Annotated in this window: 12 protein-coding genes; 2 read left to right on the top strand and 10 right to left on the bottom strand. The window is 38.3% G+C overall.

What is annotated here, in order from left to right; all coding sequences use genetic code 11:
* Window positions 1–112: 112 nt before the first annotated feature.
* Together DOK78_RS03810 and DOK78_RS03805 are read left to right on the top strand one after the other, a co-directional pair.
* Entirely contained in the window at window positions 113–1,879 is a 1,767-nt protein-coding gene (locus DOK78_RS03810) for an ABC transporter ATP-binding protein (protein ID WP_207942173.1), read from the top strand.
* Window positions 1,848–3,620 (top strand): ABC transporter ATP-binding protein, encoded by a 1,773-nt coding sequence (locus tag DOK78_RS03805; protein ID WP_207942174.1) that lies wholly within the window; start codon window positions 1,848–1,850, stop codon window positions 3,618–3,620. The genes DOK78_RS03810 and DOK78_RS03805 overlap by 32 nt, the downstream gene beginning before the upstream one ends.
* A 61-nt stretch (window positions 3,621–3,681) precedes the next feature.
* On the opposite strand, the gene gshAB is transcribed toward DOK78_RS03805, so the two are convergent.
* The 10 genes from gshAB to DOK78_RS03755 form a co-directional block, all read right to left on the bottom strand.
* Entirely contained in the window at window positions 3,682–5,943 is a 2,262-nt protein-coding gene (gene gshAB / locus DOK78_RS03800) for a bifunctional glutamate--cysteine ligase GshA/glutathione synthetase GshB (RefSeq protein ID WP_207942175.1), read from the bottom strand.
* 134 nt (window positions 5,944–6,077) lie between these two features.
* Complete coding sequence (ftsY, locus tag DOK78_RS03795) at window positions 6,078–7,304, bottom strand: signal recognition particle-docking protein FtsY (protein ID WP_207942176.1); 1,227 nt, start codon at window positions 7,302–7,304, stop codon at window positions 6,078–6,080.
* A 13-nt stretch (window positions 7,305–7,317) separates the two neighbouring features.
* Window positions 7,318–8,127, bottom strand: a complete 810-nt coding sequence (locus tag DOK78_RS03790) for a Cof-type HAD-IIB family hydrolase (RefSeq protein ID WP_207942177.1) — start codon at window positions 8,125–8,127, stop codon at window positions 7,318–7,320.
* Between the two features lie 12 nt (window positions 8,128–8,139).
* Entirely contained in the window at window positions 8,140–11,715 is a 3,576-nt protein-coding gene (smc, locus tag DOK78_RS03785; RefSeq protein WP_207942178.1) for a chromosome segregation protein SMC, read from the bottom strand.
* Between the two features lie 13 nt (window positions 11,716–11,728).
* Window positions 11,729–12,421, bottom strand: coding sequence for a ribonuclease III (gene rnc / locus DOK78_RS03780; RefSeq protein WP_207942179.1), 693 nt, complete (start codon window positions 12,419–12,421; stop codon window positions 11,729–11,731).
* A gap of 302 nt (window positions 12,422–12,723) precedes the next feature.
* A complete protein-coding gene (locus DOK78_RS03775; protein ID WP_207942180.1) occupies window positions 12,724–14,490 on the bottom strand; it encodes an oligopeptide ABC transporter substrate-binding protein in 1,767 nt (588 codons plus the stop codon).
* An 18-nt stretch (window positions 14,491–14,508) separates the two neighbouring features.
* Window positions 14,509–15,426 (bottom strand): ABC transporter permease, encoded by a 918-nt coding sequence (locus DOK78_RS03770; protein ID WP_207942181.1) that lies wholly within the window; start codon window positions 15,424–15,426, stop codon window positions 14,509–14,511.
* 19 nt (window positions 15,427–15,445) lie between these two features.
* Complete coding sequence (gene opp4B / locus DOK78_RS03765) at window positions 15,446–16,408, bottom strand: oligopeptide ABC transporter permease (protein WP_207942182.1); 963 nt, start codon at window positions 16,406–16,408, stop codon at window positions 15,446–15,448.
* Window positions 16,408–17,352: an ABC transporter ATP-binding protein gene (locus DOK78_RS03760; protein ID WP_207942183.1), complete on the bottom strand. Its 945-nt coding sequence runs from the start codon at window positions 17,350–17,352 to the stop codon at window positions 16,408–16,410. The genes opp4B and DOK78_RS03760 overlap by 1 nt, the downstream gene beginning before the upstream one ends.
* Entirely contained in the window at window positions 17,340–18,353 is a 1,014-nt protein-coding gene (locus DOK78_RS03755) for an ABC transporter ATP-binding protein (RefSeq protein WP_207942184.1), read from the bottom strand. The genes DOK78_RS03760 and DOK78_RS03755 overlap by 13 nt, the downstream gene beginning before the upstream one ends.
* Window positions 18,354–18,389 lie beyond the last annotated feature (36 nt).

Raw genomic sequence — 18,389 nt, 5'->3', positions numbered from 1 at the left:
ATTCAAGCTACTTGAAGGTTTAGAATAAAACTTGCGATTCTTGAAACGCTCCTCCTGCTTGATTTATTTCCTGATTTTCAAGCAATTACTAAAAAGAAAGAGAGTACTCACAATGAAACATCTAATATTATTTTTTTCAAAAAACAAAAAATTGAGTCTTTTAACCCTACTCAGTTTAATTATTCAAGTGTTAGGAACGTTAGCTGTTCCTTTTTTAATTGGTGAGCTTATCGATAGTGGTATTGCTTCCAACAATTATTCCTTAGTGATGAAAATCGGGGGGCAAATGCTAGCTGTCGCGTTAGCTGGTAGTGCTGCGGCGATTTACGGTAGTTATTTATCTGCCCGATTAGCTGCCTTATACGGCTATGAACTAAGACGTAATTTTTATCATAAAATTCAACTGTTATCGATTCAAGATGTGGAATCGTTTAATATCTCAAGCTTATTAACTCGAATGATGAACGACGTGACCAATATTCAACGTTCGATGGTAATGGCATTACAGTTGATTATTCCAGCTCCTATTATTTGTCTATTCGCCGTAGTGATGACAGCGATTCATTCACCTAAATTAGCTAGCATTCCTCTTTTGGCGATTGTCTTATATTTGCTTTCCGTGAACTATTTATTGAAAAAAGGCTTACCATTATCCCGCGAAATTCAAATTCGTTTAGATAAAATGATGGTGAAACTTAGAGAATTTTTCAACGGCATGATGATGATTCGAGCATTTGATAAGCAACATGTAGAAGAAACAAAACTCAATCAACGTTTTACAGATTATGCAGATAGCATGATTCGGGTGAATAAAATTTTTGCCTTCTTAACTCCAATTGCTTATTTATTAATGGGTTTGGTTTTTTCTTTAATTATTTGGTTTGGTGGTCTTCTAGTCGGCAGTGGACAGTTGCAAATTGGTGTTGTGACTGCGGTGATTGAATATTCTGTCCTGACCTTAGCTTATCTAATTGTGGCGGCAATGGTGATTGTCACTCTGCCTCGTTCCTTGGCTTCTCTGAATCGGGTGAATGAGGTGCTGGAAACAACACCAGAAATAATCACACAGGCAGATTCAGCAGCACCTTCTATCCAAGAGGGTGCGCCTTTTGTCCGTTTTCAACACGTAACTTTCGCTTATAACGGTGCTGAACCTGTGTTAAATGATATTTCTTTTGATATTTTGAAAGGAAAAACCACAGCGATTGTCGGCGGCACTGGTTCAGGTAAAAGTACCATTGCGAAAGTCCTACTCCATTTAACTACGATTCAAAAAGGACACATACTTATTGACGGACAAGAGTTAAAAACGATTCCGCAAGCCGACTTAATTCATAAAATTAGCTACGTCCCACAAAAAGCCTTTCTTTTTAGTGGCACAATCGCCAGTAATTTAAAAATGGGCTACGCTTCTGCTACAGATGAAATGATGGCGCAGGCTCTGGAAATTGCTCAAGCCACAGACTTCGTGTCTCAGCAAGATCAAGGTATTCATAGTTTTGTTGCCCAAGGAGGAACAAATTTTTCTGGGGGTCAAAAACAACGCTTGAGTATTGCTAGAGCGTTAGTCAAACCAGCACAACTTTATATTTTTGACGACAGTTTTTCAGCTCTTGACTATCAAACAGACGCTTTATTACGTCATTCTTTAGCAACGCAGATGCCTGAAGCAACTTTTTTAATTGTCGCACAACGATTAAGTACGATTAAAGATGCCGACCGAATTATTGTTCTAGATGAAGGTCGGATTGTTGGTCAAGGAACACATGAAGAGTTGTTAAAAAACAATCAAACCTATCAAGAATTCGCATTTTCTCAGGGAATAGATTTTAAAGGAGGAAACTCAGATGGAGATGACTCAAAAACATGGGAGTTTTAAACGCTTCGTTACTTTTATTAAGCCAGAACGGAAATATTTCTATCTTTTAGCTATTTGTAGTTTAATTAGTAATACTCTGGTGACAGTGATGCCGTTAATTATGGCTGTTGCCATTGATAATTTATTAGCGACGATTCAACGCGCATCGAGCACGCTAACTTTTTCGACAATCAAAGGGGTCTTGGGCTTCCCTGTGCTTATTTTGCTAGGAATTGCGATTATCAGTGCGATTTTTTCTTATTTGCAAGAAAAGATGATGGCCTCGCTCAGTGAGCAAATCACCTTACGTTTACGAAAAGAAATCTCACAAAAATTTAAAGTGCTCCCGATGTCCTTTTTTGATACACATCAAGTAGGAGATATTCTAAGTCGTACAACGAATGATATTAACCGCATTTCTGAAGTGCTTCTAACAGGAATTAATCAGTTATTTTCTTCGGTTGTCAATATTTCCTTAGGTCTAGCAATGTTGTTTTATATAGATTTGAAATTAACCGGGATTATCTTGTTGGTTATTGCTCTAGCTACGCTGGTAACAGGCTGGATTGCCAATAAAAACAAAATTTTAGCGGATAAAAATCAAGTTGAATTAGGAAATTTAAACAATCAAGTTGAAGAATTTTTCTCTGGGAATTTAGAAATAAAAGCCTTCCACAATCAACAATTGACAGCTGACATGCTTGATAAAACAAATAGACAGCATGCACAAGCCTTTCAAAATTCACAATTTTTTGACTTTGCGATTTATCCTGCGGTTCGTTTCATTAACCAACTCGCTTTTATTGTCAGTGCCATTCTTGGTGCGGGTATGGTCATTCAAGGATCGATGACCATCGGGATTATTCAAGCTTATCTTCAATACGTGAATCAAGTGTCTGAGCCTATCACTAATTTTTCTTATGTCATTAATGCCATTCAAAGCGCCATGGCATCCTTGGACCGAGTGTTAGTGATTTTAGACCAACCAGAAGAAATCCCTGACAGTAACCATACAAATAAACTGAAATATCCGCAAGGTCAAATCACCTTTGAACATGTCCAATTTGGTTATACGCCAGATAAATTATTAATGAACGATATCAGTTTTGAAGCCCAACCGAATAAAATGATTGCGATTGTAGGTCCAACTGGTGCGGGTAAAACAACTTTGGTCAATTTACTGATGCGTTTTTATGAAATTAACGGTGGTAAAATTATGTTTGACGGTCATGATATTACAACATTATCTCGTAAAGAATTACGCTCTATGTTTGGAATGGTTCTTCAAAATACTTGGTTATTTGAAGGCACTGTCGCGGAGAATATTGCTTATGGCAAAAAAGAAGCGACACGAGAAGAAATCATCGACGTTGCCAAAATGGCACAATGTGACCACTTTATTCGAACGTTACCAGAGGGCTATGACACAATCATTTCTAGTGAGAATGGCTCCCTATCACAAGGGCAACAACAATTATTAACGATTGCTCGAGTGATTTTAGCCAATCCGCCAGTGGTTATTTTAGATGAAGCAACATCCAGCGTAGATACGCGTACAGAAGTCGAAATCCAAACAGCTATGCAACGCATAACTGAAAATCGAACGAGCTTTGTGATTGCTCATCGTCTATCAACCATTGAAAAAGCCGATTTAATTTTAGTCATGGCCCAAGGCACGATTGTTGAACAAGGTAATCATGCGGAATTACTTCAACAGAATGGACTATATGCACAGCTTCATCAAAGCCAGTTTAAAGAATAACGGTGAAAATGACACACAATAAAAAGTCGATCGTTCATGAGCAGATGAACGACCGACTTTTTTACATTACTTCAGGAAATAATAAATTTAAGACATCCATCGTTAAACGACGACTTTGGCCTTGATACGAATACATATGCATGTGCATCGCTGGATTAAAGTTTGCTTCAATAATACCGTACGCTCCGGGCTCATCTGCTGGACGATTTTTATCAGGAATAATTAAATCAATCCCGCAAATCACTGCACCTAACGCCTCGACTGCTGCTGCCGCAACCTTTTGATAATCTTCTGGAATCTCTTTCGTCATATCAATGGAGTCGCCACCCGTACTAATATTGGAATTTTCGCGTAGATACACGATTGTTCCTGCTTGTGGAATCGAATCCACGGTGTAGCCTTGCGCTTTTAACATCAACTTTTCAATATTTCCTAGTTGAATCAATTCCAATGGTGCCCGGTGATCTGTTCCACGCAATGGGTCTTCATTTTTCTTTGCTACTAATTCAGTAATAGTATGAATACCATCCCCTTGGACGTTGGCTGGGACACGAAGCATGATGGCCTTCGTTTCACCATCTAACACAAAGAAACGATATTCCGTACCAGGTAAAAATTCTTCAACTAAAATTGAATGATCTTCTGAAAAAGCAATATCCACTGCTTCTTGATAATCTTCAAAGGAAGCTCCTTCTTTAAAAATAGAAATGCCTAGCCCATAATTTGTTGTTTTCGGTTTTACGACAAAACCTTGCTCAGCAAATTCAGCATAGCCTTGCAAAGCAGTTGCTTTGTCATCAAATTCACGACCAGCGGGCACACGGTAGCCCGCATTGGCTAAAACTTTTTTAGTAACGGTTTTATTTGCCATAATTAACGGCACGATATAGTTATCTTTACTCGTCATGTTGGCATTTTTGACGTATTCAACCTTATCGCCTACTTTTAATTTCAGGAATTGGTCGCTTTCATCAAGCACTTCGACTTGAATGCCTTTTTGAATCGCGTCAAAAAGTAAAATTTGTGTCGACAATTCCATTTCACGGAAACCAGCTAATTGATAAGGACGTTCCCACGCATAGTCATGATATTGTTTGCCATGAGTGACTGCTAATTCTTTTTGACTCGTTTGTTGACTAGCTAGATATAATTTCCCAGCTAGGGTTTTTGCAGGATCATCCAGTTGTTCTTCCAAATCAGCAAGTAAATTTTCTGATACAGGAAGGGCTAATTTATCAATAAATGCAGCAAATTCAGCAAGCAATTCACGGGCTTCTTCGATAAAAATAGTAGGTTGAAGTGGATGTTCTAAAGAAACGATTTTTTCTTTTTCGTCTCCTTGTGCTACCCATTCATCGGCATCGTTGCCTTCATCTTTCCACAATAGGAAGAGTAAAAAGACATGTAAAAATTCCACTTGCAGTTCGCTAATACCGTATTTTTCAAAAGGATTTAAATCGATATTTCGTAATTCAATATAACGGATACCCGCTGAGGCTAAATCAGCAACTTTTTTCCCGCCACGCAAACGAACTGGTGCATAAAATTCTTTTTCTTCTGATAATTTGCCCTCTTCTACCATGCGGTCAATATCGGCTAAATAATCTTGAATCGTCGCATAAGTGACTTGTACATCTTCATGGTTTTTATAACCGTAGACACTGTTCCGAATGCTGCGTACGGGCTCATTTGGTCCTTTTTCATCAACGAAATAACGAGCTTCACTAGTGGGTGTTGCTCCAAAGAAATACGTGATTAACCAACGATAGTGTAAATAATTGCGTGTTACTTTTAAATAAATGTCAGTTTTAAATTGTTGATAATCGGTTACTTCCTTTTGTGCTTCAAATAATTTTCTGATTAACGCATCTCCAAATTCAAAATTAAAATGAATACCACTGACCATCTGTTTACGACGACCATACGTCTTTGCCAAATAGCGACGATATAAAACATCTTCAAAATTTTCCAATTTTGCGATGATAATGTCTTCATCTTTTTCTGGTAATGCTGGTGGCATGCTTAATGGCCACAACATTTCTTCATTATTCATTGAACGATACGTAACATCGTGAATAGCTGCTAAATAGCGAAATAGTTCTGGAATGCTTTCTGTCACAGGTGTAATCAATTCCATTTGTGTCTCAGCAAAATCCGTCTGAATATAGGGATGGTGTGTGCGATTCCCCAAAGTATTCGGATAATCTGTCGTAACTAAATCACCTGTTACGGTCACACGTTGACTTTCTTTCTCCATTCCATAACGGACTTTTAATAAATACGGTTGGAGTTCTTGTTTTTCTAAAATTTGTTGAATATTCATCAGTAAGTTTCCCTTCTTTCAAACAAGGTATTATCCGTATTATATCAACAACTGAAAAGACTTGCTTACTTTTTGTCTCTTTTTCTAAAAATTTTCAAGCAAAAAAGACAGCCGAATCTTCAGCTGTCTTTTTCTCAATATTCTTCTTGTAAAAGTTCTTTGAATAAACCGACAACAAAATCATTCGGGTTAAATGGCTCTAAGTCGTCAATGCCTTCCCCTAGACCCACAAGTTTTACTGGCAAGTGCAATTCATTACGAATAGCTAACACAATTCCACCTTTTGCTGTGCCATCTAGTTTGGTTAAAACTAAACCAGTCACATCCGTTGTTTCTTTGAATTGTTTGGCTTGTGTCATTGCATTTTGTCCCGTTGTTGCATCCAAAACAAGCAATACCTCATGAGGTGCTTCTGGGTCAACTCGTTGAATAATCCGTTTGATTTTATCTAATTCGTTCATCAAGTTCACTTTGTTCTGCAAACGACCAGCCGTATCCACTAATAAAACATCGGCATGCTCTTCTTTGGCACGTTGCATCGCATCAAACACAACTGCTGCCGGGTCACCACCAGCTTTGCCACGGACAACTTCGACTTGTGCGCGTTCGCCCCACACAACCAACTGATCAATCGCCCCAGCTCGGAACGTATCCGCGGCTGCTAATAGAACTTTTTTGCCTTCTAAGCGATATTGATTGGCTAATTTCCCAATACTTGTCGTTTTACCTACCCCATTTACACCGACAAATAAGAAAACAGATAAGCCATTTGTTTGTAGATTTAATTCATTGACTTCATTTAAGCCTTCTTCTTCGTATAAATCGACTAGTTTTTCGATAATTGCATTTTGAACGGCTGCTGGTTTTTTAGCATTCCGTAACTTCACCTCTTGGCGTAATTCATCAGCAATTCTCATCGACGTTTCGAAACCAACATCGGCACCAATCAACGTTTCTTCGACTTCTTCAAAGAAATCTTCGTCTACTGAACGGAAGTTAGCAAACAATTCATTCATCCGTTGTTTAAATGTTTTACGAGTTTTTGCTAAACCTTTGTTGTATTTTTCTTGCGTGTCAATCGATTCTGAAACTGGTTCAGACGCTGTCACTTCTGATATTTCTTCTTCACTGATTTCAATTGGTTCTGGGACAACTTCCGTAACTTCCTCGATAGTCGCCTCAACTTCTTCGACTTCAGCTTCTTCGATTTCTGTTTCCGTTATTTCTTGAGTCTCTTCAACCACGAGATCCTCAGCGTCTTCTTCGACTTGATCAACTTCTTCAATTTCTTCAACTTCTGATTCTTGCTCTTTTTCTTTGTCACGAATAAAGGCGCTCTTAATCTTATCAAATAACCCCATATTTTTTCACTCCTTATCGTAATACGTATTTTTCAACGACTTTAGCAACGCCGTCTTCTTCATTTGAATCGGTCACAACATCCGCAATCTCTTTCACGCGTGGAATCGCATTTGCCATCGCTACACCAATTCCGGCATATTCAATCATTGGTAAATCATTTTCTTCATCACCAATACACATTACCTCTTCTTGCTCAATGCCTAAATCTTTTGCCAGTAAAGAAATACCATATGCTTTGGTAATTCCTTTTGGCATAAATTCCAATAAATTGTCACGTGTTTTAATGACTTCATATTGCTCACGGACAGTAGCGGGAATTTTTTGAATTTGCTCATCAAGATAGTCTTTATGATACCCAACGACCACTTTATTATACAATCGGTCTGCTGGTAATTCGGCTACTTTCGCTGTTTCACGATGCAATAATGGTGACAACTCTGGATACAACGTTTTATGATTTTTTGACGGATCTAAAATAATCACCGTATCATGTGATAATACATCCATCGGTAAATCTAATTCTTCGGCTAAAGCAACGAGCGATTGAACATCAGATACTTCCAATGTTGCGCGTTCCATCACTTCACCTGTATCATTTTTTTGGACTAACCCGCCATTAAAAGTGATGCTATAATCTCCCTCATCTTGTAACTCTAACTCGTGTAAAAACGGTTCAATCGCACGTAAAGGACGACCCGTACACAAGACAACTTTGATACCTTGTGCTTTCGCTTGCTGTAAGGCTTGTTTATTACGCTCTGAAATACGTTTTTTTCCATCAAGTAACGTTCCATCTAAATCAATTGCAATTAACTTAATCATCAGTATCTCCTTCTACGCTGTTGTAATTTTCCCATCATCAGTCACATCTTCTAGACGTACTGAAACAATTTTTGATACACCCGATTCTTCCATTGTCACACCATATAATACATTGGCCGCTTCCATCGTCCCTTTGCGGTGAGTAACGACAATAAACTGCGTGTCGTTTTGGAAGGTTTGTAAATAATGACCAAAACGCATGACATTGGCTTCATCAAGCGCGGCTTCTACTTCATCTAATACACAAAACGGCACTGGTCGCACTTGAATAATAGAAAAAAGCAAAGCAATCGCTGTTAAGGCTCGTTCACCACCAGAAAGTAAGCTTAGATTTTGTAGTTTCTTTCCTGGTGGTTGGGCTTCAATTTCAATGCCGGTATTTAATAAGTCGGTTGGATCTGTTAAAACTAATTCAGCACGTCCGCCACCAAACATATTGGGAAAAACGACTTTAAATTTCTGACGAATGCCTTCGAATACTTCTTTAAAGCGTGTTTTTACTTCTTCGTCCATTTCTGACATTGTATCAAATAATTGATCTTTTGCCGCTAATAAATCATCGCGTTGACTCGTTAAAAATTCATGGCGTTCTTTGACTTGTTGGTATAACTCAATTGCATTTAAGTTAACAGGTCCTAAGTTATCAATTCGGCGACGTAAGCCTTGAATTTCTTGCTTCATTTCAGCACTTTTTTCGACAGCTGGATATTTAAATTCGGCTGCTTCAAATGTTAAATGATACTCTTCTTGCAAATAATGCAGACGATTATCAAGCAAAATCTCCGCTCGATTTTTTTCTACTTCAACTTTGGTTTTTAAACTCATCGTTTCTTTTTGCTCAATATTTAATTGGCTCAATTGCTCATCTTTATTGGTGATTTCTTGTTGGAGACGATAGCGCTCTTCGCGTGTTGCTTGCAATTCTTCCTGTAGGGTTGCTTTGCTTGCTCGTAGCTTGTCTACTTGTTTTTGTAAAGATTCTTCGGTCATTTCATGATCAGAAAAGTCCATTGATAAAGCGGCAATTTGTCGTTCCAGTGATTGTTGACGTATGGTTTGTTCCTCAATTGTTTGATTAATTGCGACAATTTTTTGTTGCAGATGACTCGCTTGTTCTTTATTAACAGCAAATTCTGCTTTCAAGGTGGTTAGTTCTTGACTAAGATTGGCACGTTTTTCTTCAATTAAGTCTTCTTGGGCGCCTAATTCTTGAATTTCCGCATTGATTGTCGTCAATTGTTTTTCAACCGTTGCTTGGCGTGCTGTCAACTCGTCTTTTTGCTCATCATAATCTTCGAAAAATGCTTGAACTTCGCGGTTTTCAAAAGCAAAAATCTGTTGTTCTTTTTTCAAACGTTCCAGTTCGGTTTGAACATGTTGTTGTTTGTTTAACAGCTCTTGTTCTTTGATTCGTGCTGTTTCGCCTATCTCACGTAATTCTTCCAAACGAGCTTGGGCTTCATTTGCTGCCAGCTCAAATTGTCGGACTTGCTTTTCAGTCACTTGTAAACGTTGATCTAGTTGTTCGGCTTGTTCTTTTAATTGATTTAATTCATTCGTTTGACCAAACAAATTACTTTGATTGCCTCGTTTGGTTGCGCCACCAGTCATTGAACCACCTGCATTCATCACATCACCATCTAAAGAAACTATTCGATAACGGTAGTGTAACGTACGAGCTAAGGCGTTGGCACTTTCTAAATCTTCGGCAATTAAAATGGGACCTAATAAATTTTCAATAATCATTTGCACGTTCTCAGGATACGTCACTAATTCGCTAGCAACACCCACAAAGCCGGTGACTGTTTCAGCTTGACGGCGGACTGCTTCAGAAATAATCCGTGATTTAATCGTCGTCATTGGTAAAAAGGTCGCACGACCACCTCGATGTTGTTTTAAAAACGTAATTCCTGTTCGAGCGTCACGTTCATTTTCAACGACAATGTGTTGCGCTGCGCCACCTAATGCTGTTTCAATAGCTAAAGCATACGTGTTAGGCACTTCAATTAGTTCTGCAACTGCACCTACAATGCCCGCTAGCTCTTGTTTATGTTGCAAGACTAGACGAACACCTTGATAAAACCCCGTATAATTATCTTGAATGTCTTGCAAACTCTTTTGACGAGCTTTCACTTGCTGCAAATCATTCATTAACTGATACATTTTCTTTTGGGCTTCTGCAAAATGTTGTTGATTCAATTGAATTTTTTCTTTGGTTTGAACGTAAGTGCTACGTTGTTCGGTTAATTGTTGTTGCGCTGTTGTTAGTTCTTGTGTCAACTGTTTTAGTTGTTGCTCTTTGGCTGTCACATCGGCACTAATTGTTTGTTGTTTGGCCAATCCATTTTGGTTTTTCGCCATTTCTTGCTGGTATTGTCGATCTAAATATTTTAATTCATTCCCAATATTAGCTTGTTCTTGCATCGCGTCAACGTATTGTCCACGCAATTCAGCGATGACTTCTTTGGTTGATTTTTGATATTTCGACAATTCAGCTTCCGCTTCCGTAATACGTTTTTCCATCTGTTGGACTTGTCCATTTTTTTGTGACAATTCCGTAATCAACTGCGTTTTGTCTTCTTCTAACTCGCTGATTTTTTCAGAAACTTCTTCAAAATTCTCTTGGTATTCTTGGCTACTTTTTTGCGTATGCTTTGAGCGTTCCAACAAAACTTCTTGTTGCCCTTCTGCTTGTTTTAACGCTTCGACTACGCGTAAATGCTTCTGATTACCATCTTCTAGCGTTTGGTCTAAGGTACTTCGACGCAAGCGCCATGCCTGTAATTGGGTTTCTTCCGCATGAATTGACTGCGCAATTGTTTCTAATTGTTCATTCAATTGGTCAAATTGGGCTTGCGTATCATCCCAAACGGCTTTTGCTTCCTTCATTTCTGCTACAGTATACGCAACATCCACTTGCGTAAATTGTTCTTTTAATTCCAGGTAAAGCTTTGCTGTTTTACTTTGCTCTTCCAATGGCGCGAGCTGGTCTTCCAGTTCATAAACAATGTCTTGTACACGACTTAAATTATCTTCCGTTTCAAATAATTTTTGCTCTGCTTGTCTTTTACGTTGTTTATACTTTAATACACCGGCTGCTTCTTCAAAAATCCCGCGACGATCTTCTGGCTTACTACTAAAAATTGCTTCCACTTTCCCTTGTGAAATAATGGAAAAGGACTCCTTCCCTAAGCCAGAGTCCATAAATAATTCTTGAATGTCTCTTAAACGACAACTTTGTTTATTTAAGAAAAAATCACTTTCTCCACTCCGACGTAAGCGACGTGTGACACTAATCTCGCTGTAATCTACGGGTAGATAGTTATCTGTATTGTCTAAAACAACGGTAACTTCTGCGATATTTAATGGCTTACGCGAGTCTGAACCGGCAAAAATAATATCTGGCATTTTTCCGCCACGTAGATTTTTGGCCGATTGCTCACCTAATACCCAACGAATCGCTTCGGTGATGTTGCTTTTTCCACTTCCATTTGGTCCTACGACAGCTGTCACACTGTTTTCAAAATCAATGACTGTTCGATCAGCAAATGATTTAAAGCCAGCTATCTCAATTCGTTTTAAATACACCTAATTTCCTCACTCATTCTTCTAAATGCGTTAGCGCATTGGCCGCTGCATCTTGTTCTGCTAATTTTTTTGATTTTCCGTGACCTTTACCAATCAATTGACCATCACAAAAAACTTCTGTCCAAAACAAACGTTCATGTGCTGGACCTTCTTCTTTAACAAGTCGATAGTCGATTAAAACATCACCTGAACGTTGTAAGACTTCTTGCAAACGGGTCTTATGATCCATCTCATGTGAAAAAGCACCTGCTTTTACTTTAGGAAACACAATTTTGCCTAAAAATTCATGCACTGCTTTTAATCCTTGATCTAAATACAATGCGCCTAAAAATGATTCAAACAAATCACATAACAGTGACGGACGCTTGCGTCCACCAGAATTTTCTTCTCCTTTACCAAGACGAATATAGCGGTCAAAATGACATTCCTTAGCAAATTTAGCTAAACTATCTTCTCGGACAATTGCTGCACGTAGTTTGGTTAATCGCCCTTCTGGTACAGTTGGAAATTGATTGTACAAAAAGCGTGAAACCAGTAATTCTAAGACGGCATCGCCTAAAAATTCCAAGCGTTCATTATCGGATAGTTGTAAATTACGGTGCTCATTCACATAAGATGAATGGGTAAATGCCTGTTCCAGTAAACTAACATCCCGAAACACAATGTTAAACTTTTCTTTTAGTTCGTTGATTAACTGATTATCCATTCGTTCCATTCCTTTATTCTTTTTATTCACACTGTTTCATTATACTGTTTTTTCCCTAATTAGGAAACGATTGACGTACAATCAAGTAGAAAACTTTGGGAAAATTTAGTGCTTTATCATAAAAGCGATGACTCACAAGCACCGTCCTTTGATTACTAGCATCTCCCTATAATAGAGGAAGTCAACGCCCAACAAAATAAATTCAATCTTGTTGTGAATCACCCTCGCTTGCTTCCATATAAAAACACCTCTGTTGCATGCAACAGAGGTGTTTCATTCACTACTAATTCCCACAGATTGATTTATCGTTTTTCAGCTGTCACGCCTAAATCAGCATAAACGTAATGATCTAAGTCACGAGAAATGTCATAACCTGTCACCCGTTCAGATACCGGAACGACTTCATACGCGTAGGTTGTTGGAATAACGTATGCTTCATCAAAAACATAGGCTTGCCAATCGCTATAAAGTTGTTTAGCTTTAGCTGGATCAAGGGCTTCTGTGCTTGAAAGTGCATTTAACAATTCTTCATTTTTTTCTGAGACAAAGCGGGTATAGTTGAATGCGCCGTTTTCACTGTATAAACCAGTTGGATTTGGATCGAATCCTGTTGACCAACCTGCTTGGTACATATCAATTTTCGGATCATCGTTTTCTAACATTTCATAAAACGAGTTCACTTCAATTAAACGCCCTGAGGTTAATTCCACGTCCAAACCAACTTCTGACCATTGTTGGATATAATATTCAGCTAATGCTTGCGCAGTATCCCCACCGTCACGGAAAGCAAAATTAATTTTAAATGGGTTACCTTCTGGATCTTCACGAATACCATCATCATTGATATCTTTATATCCCGCTTGATCCAATAGTTCATTCGCTTTTTCTGGATTGTACGTAAATCCTTCAAAAGTATCGTCATGCAACGAAGTAAATGCTGGAACGATTAATGAATTTGCACGAACTTGCAGACCATTGTACAGCTGAGTTGCAATGGTTTCATTATCAATCGCATAACCAATCGCCTGTCGCAGTTCTTTGTTTGCCATTTTAGCTTCGGGATTATATTTATTTTTAGACGCTTCCGCATCCCAATAACCTAGCTTAAAGCCAATGTAGCTATAAGAGGTTTGTTGTTGTCCTAAAATGTCATAGCCTTCTGAATTTTGCCAAGAAGTATATTCAGCTGTTTGCATCCCCACATAAATATCGTATTCTTTTGCAGCAATCGAAGCGGTGGCAGAAGCGGTGGGTACTTTTTTCATGACAATTTTATCTAATTTTGGTTGTTCACCATAATAATATTTATTTGGTAAAAATTCTACAGATTCACCCGGAATAACTTTGCTCACATAATAAGGACCAAACGTCACTGGATTTTTACGAACAGCATCGGATGCTTCCATGTCTTTTACGGGAATATCTTCAAATACATGTTTTGGCATCACTGAACTCCATACACTACCGCCACCTTGTAGCATGGAAGGAGTAAATTCTTTGTACGTAATCACGACTTCTTTGTCATTGATTTTTTCAATTCCTGAAATAGTCTCTGCTTTGCCGTCATGGAATTCTTCAATGCCTACGATATTACGAATATTGTTGTTATAACGCACACCATCGTAATCTTTGTCAGCAATGACTTCATAGGTAAAGATAATGTCATCGGCAGTCACATCTTCGCCGTCATTCCATTTTAAATTGTCTCGTAAGGTTAAACGAACTTGTTTTTGCTTTTCATCAAATTTTATGGCAGCTGCGCCATCACGTACACGTAAATCTTCGTCATAAGTAAACAATGGCTCATCGGCTGGTTCAAAGAAACTTGAATCCAAGGTATTTGTCGCAAATGTTCTTGAAAAAATCCCTGTAAAATCATTTGAAGAAACTTGTGCGATTTCTAATGTTTGCCCTGCAATCGCTTCTCCTTTGTTTTTGACAGCAGGTGAAAATTTATGTTCTTTCTTTTCTTCTGTAGGTTGCGTTTCATCAATTTTATTGCTACAAGCAGCCAGTGTCAGGGAAAAACCAGCTACTGTGATTAAACCAATCACTATTTTTTTCTTCATTTATGTGTCCTCCTTATTTTAGCCTAAACGCTGACGAGCATCTGCAGAGCGTTTCAATGCTTGACCGACATAGTTGATACTTAGCATTAATACCAGGATTAAGAGTGAGGCTGGCACCCAAATCCATGGACGATTTGCCAAGGTTTCTGAGTTATTCGCATATGCCGTTAAAGTCCCCAAACTTGGTGTTTTTGATGGTAAGCCAAAGCCTAAGAACGTTAAACTTGTTTCAATTCCGATATTTGCTGCAAAATTCATCGTTAAATTCGTGATAATTAACGAACTGACATTGGGCAATAATTCACGGAAAATAATTTTAAAATCAGATGATCCTAATGTTTTTGATGCACTAATATAGTCTCGTCTTGATTCAGATAGCGTTTTTGCACGAAACAATCGTGCTTTACCGACCCAATAAAAGGCCGACATAATCCAAACCAGCGTTAACGCATTGTAACGAGGTACAATTGTCACTAACACAATGATAATTAACATAATTGGTAAAATCATAATAAAGTCGACAATTCGCATAATGATACTATCGATAATTCCACCGTAATAACCGGCAATCAAACCGACAAACACACCGATAATCGAGGTAATGATTGTAATCGAAAATCCAATGAAGATGGAATTACGTGCACCAAAAACTAATAAACCAAATATATCACGACCCCCTTCATCTGTCCCCAAAAAATATTTGTGTCCTGTCATTGAACTATCTCCTGGGCGGGCAAAACGATCTAAAATATTAATTTTGGTTATAACATTTTGATCTAAAATCATTGCACCAATGAAGGCAAATAATAAAATGATAATGAGTACTGTTAACGAAAACATCGCCAATTGATCTTTTTTAAATTCTCGAGCAATCATCCGGATTCCCATGGGCGGAATAGACACTGCTTCTTGTTGCTCTGTTTGTTCTATTGACATACGTGACTTTCCTCCCATTTTATTGTACTCGTATTCGTGGATCGACAATACTCATGATAATATCTGATAACAACGTGCCAATTAACGTTGCTAATCCAAACAATAAGATTAAGGCAGTAATGACTGAATAATCACGTTGATTAATACTAGAAATAAATAAATTCCCGATTCCTGGATAACTAAAAATTTGTTCAATCATCACTGAACCAGCAATCAAACCTGTGATTTCATAACCTAAAGTCGAGATAATTGGTAACGACGCATTACGAAAAATATGGTGATTAAAGACTTTCCCAGTGGGTACGCCTTTCGAATGGGCTGTCCGCACATAATCCATCTGCTTCGCATCAATTACTTCGCTACGCAAATATTGAATTGTGACGGCCGTTCCTAATAACGCTTGAACAATTGCTGGTAAAATCACATGGTAGAGCTGACTCATGAAATAGCCAAATGTTCTCGGAACCGCATTGATGGAAACACTGCCACTTGTTGGGAACCACCCCAATTTAAAACCAAAAATATAGACCATTAATAACGCCAACACAAACGTCGGTATGGCAAAACTAATAAAATTATAAACCACAACGGCTTTATCAAACCAAGAATTTTGATACCGACCTGCATACAATCCTAGAGGAATCGCAAGTGCATACGTTAAAATCACTGAAATCACTGATAAACGAAGCGTATTACCGATACGTTGTCCAATAACTGTCGTCACCTCATATTTATACATATAACTAATCCCAAAATCGCCGTGTAATGCATTATTAATCCAGCGGAAGTATTGAATATACCATGGATCGTAAAAACCAGCTGCTTGACGTAATTCTTCCAAACGCGCAGGATCAGTTGATGGGTCAATCAATCCGGTAAAAGGATCTCCTGGCATCATTTTAGCTAATACAAAAATTAACAAACTTAAAATAATGACTTGAGGAATCATCAAAAGTAAGCGACGTAAAATGGTTTTCCACATTAGTTGACACCTCCATTAATTAACGCGACTTGATGAGTCGGTGTATACTCAACTAAATCGTAGACCCGGCCATTTTCATCATAATAATCTTTTTGATGGAGCTGGTATTCTTGTTCGACTGCACGACGCTGTGCTTTATGTATCTCGCGATTACGAACATCAATTTGTGGAATGGCAGACAATAACCGTTTTGTGTAAATGTGTTGTGGCTGATTATAGATATCTTCCCGTGTTCCAATCTCAACAAAACGTCCTTTATACATAATTGCAATCGTGTCACACATATGTTTCACTACCCCTAAATCGTGTGAAATAAATAAATAACTTAATTTGTATTCTTCTTGAATTCGTTTCATAAAATTTAAGACTTGAGCTTGTACGGATAAATCTAAGGCGGAAACAGGTTCATCCGCCACGATTAGTTTAGGATTCGATGCAACTGCGCGTGCGATTCCTAATCGTTGGCGTTGCCCTCCTGAAAATTCATGTGGATATCTATAAAGAGCATCTTCTGGCATGCCAACTATATCCAACAGTTCTTTCACACGTTTTTTCTCTTCTTGGTCGCTTAATCGTTCAAAATTGCGTAACGGTTCTGCGATAATATCTAAGACTCGTTTTTTAGGATTTAAACTAGACATGGAATCTTGAAAAATCATTTGCACGTCTTTATTGTAATTCATCTTTTTACGAACAGCGGATTTTGTAATATCTTGTCCGTCATAAATAATTGACCCGCTGGTTACTTTTTCCAAACCAACAATCGCTTTCCCTATTGTAGATTTCCCTGAACCTGATTCCCCAACTAAACCATACGTTTTTCCTTTTTCAATCGTAAAATCCACGCCATCAACTGCATAGACATGGTCGGTTACTAAATTAAAAAAACCACTGCGAATAGGATAATGAATTTTCAGATCGTTGATTGTAATTAATTCTGACATATATCCGACTCCTCGTCTTTAAAATGGAAATGTTGGTAGCAAGTACAACGAACAAAATGCTCGGGTGCTACTTCATGCAACGTTGGATTTTGTTCGTGGGCATCTTCTGGAATCCATGGAATACGTGGAGCAAAGCGACAGCCCACTCGTTCCATATTTTTCAACGATGGGACGACGCCATCAATCACGTGTAAATCAGCTTCGGTTTCTTCTTGCGGGATCGATTGCAACAATGACCGTGTATAGGGATGTTTCGGGTTATCAAATAATTCTTCTGCGCTAGCAACTTCAACGAATTGCCCGCCATACATCACAGCTACCCGATCAGCCATTTCAGCTACAACACCTAAATCATGCGTAATTAAGATAATGCCTGCTTCTGTTTCTTTTTGTAAATCTGTCAATACGTCTAAAATTTGAGCTTGAATCGTTACATCTAAGGCAGTTGTTGGTTCATCCGCAATAATAATTGGCGGTTTACACGCAATGGCAATCGCAATAATCACTCGTTGGCGCATGCCTCCTGATAATTCATACGGGTATTGGCGACTTACTCGTTTGGGATTAGGAATACCGACTTGTCCCAACAATTCTAATACACGCGCTTGACGTTCTTCAGCGTTCATTGCGGTATGGTAAGACAAACCTTCTTCAATTTGGTCTTCAATGCGCATTAAAGGGTTTAATGCTGATAATGGGTCTTGAAAAATCATGCCCATGTCATTGCCACGAATTTTGTTATAAAGTGTTTCGTTAAGATTGGCTAAATTCAAGTCTTGATAAATAATGTCGCCCGTAATTTTTGTTTTTAACGGATCATGCAACCCCATAATAGTCGTTGCTAGAGTGCTTTTTCCACAACCAGATTCACCTACAATCGCTAAAATTTCGTTACGGTTTAACGTAAATGACACATCATCTACAGCATCAAAATAGTCATCTCTGATTCGGAAACTAGTATGCAGATTGTGAACATCTAGTAATTGTTTCTCTTCTGACAAGCTATTTCCCCTCTCTTCATCTAAAAATTATGATTG

The organism is Enterococcus sp. DIV2402 (assembly GCF_017426705.2).
GTDB classification, from domain to species: Bacteria; Bacillota; Bacilli; order Lactobacillales; family Enterococcaceae; genus Enterococcus_F; species Enterococcus_F lowellii.
This window is presented reverse-complemented; position numbering and strand designations above follow the sequence as displayed.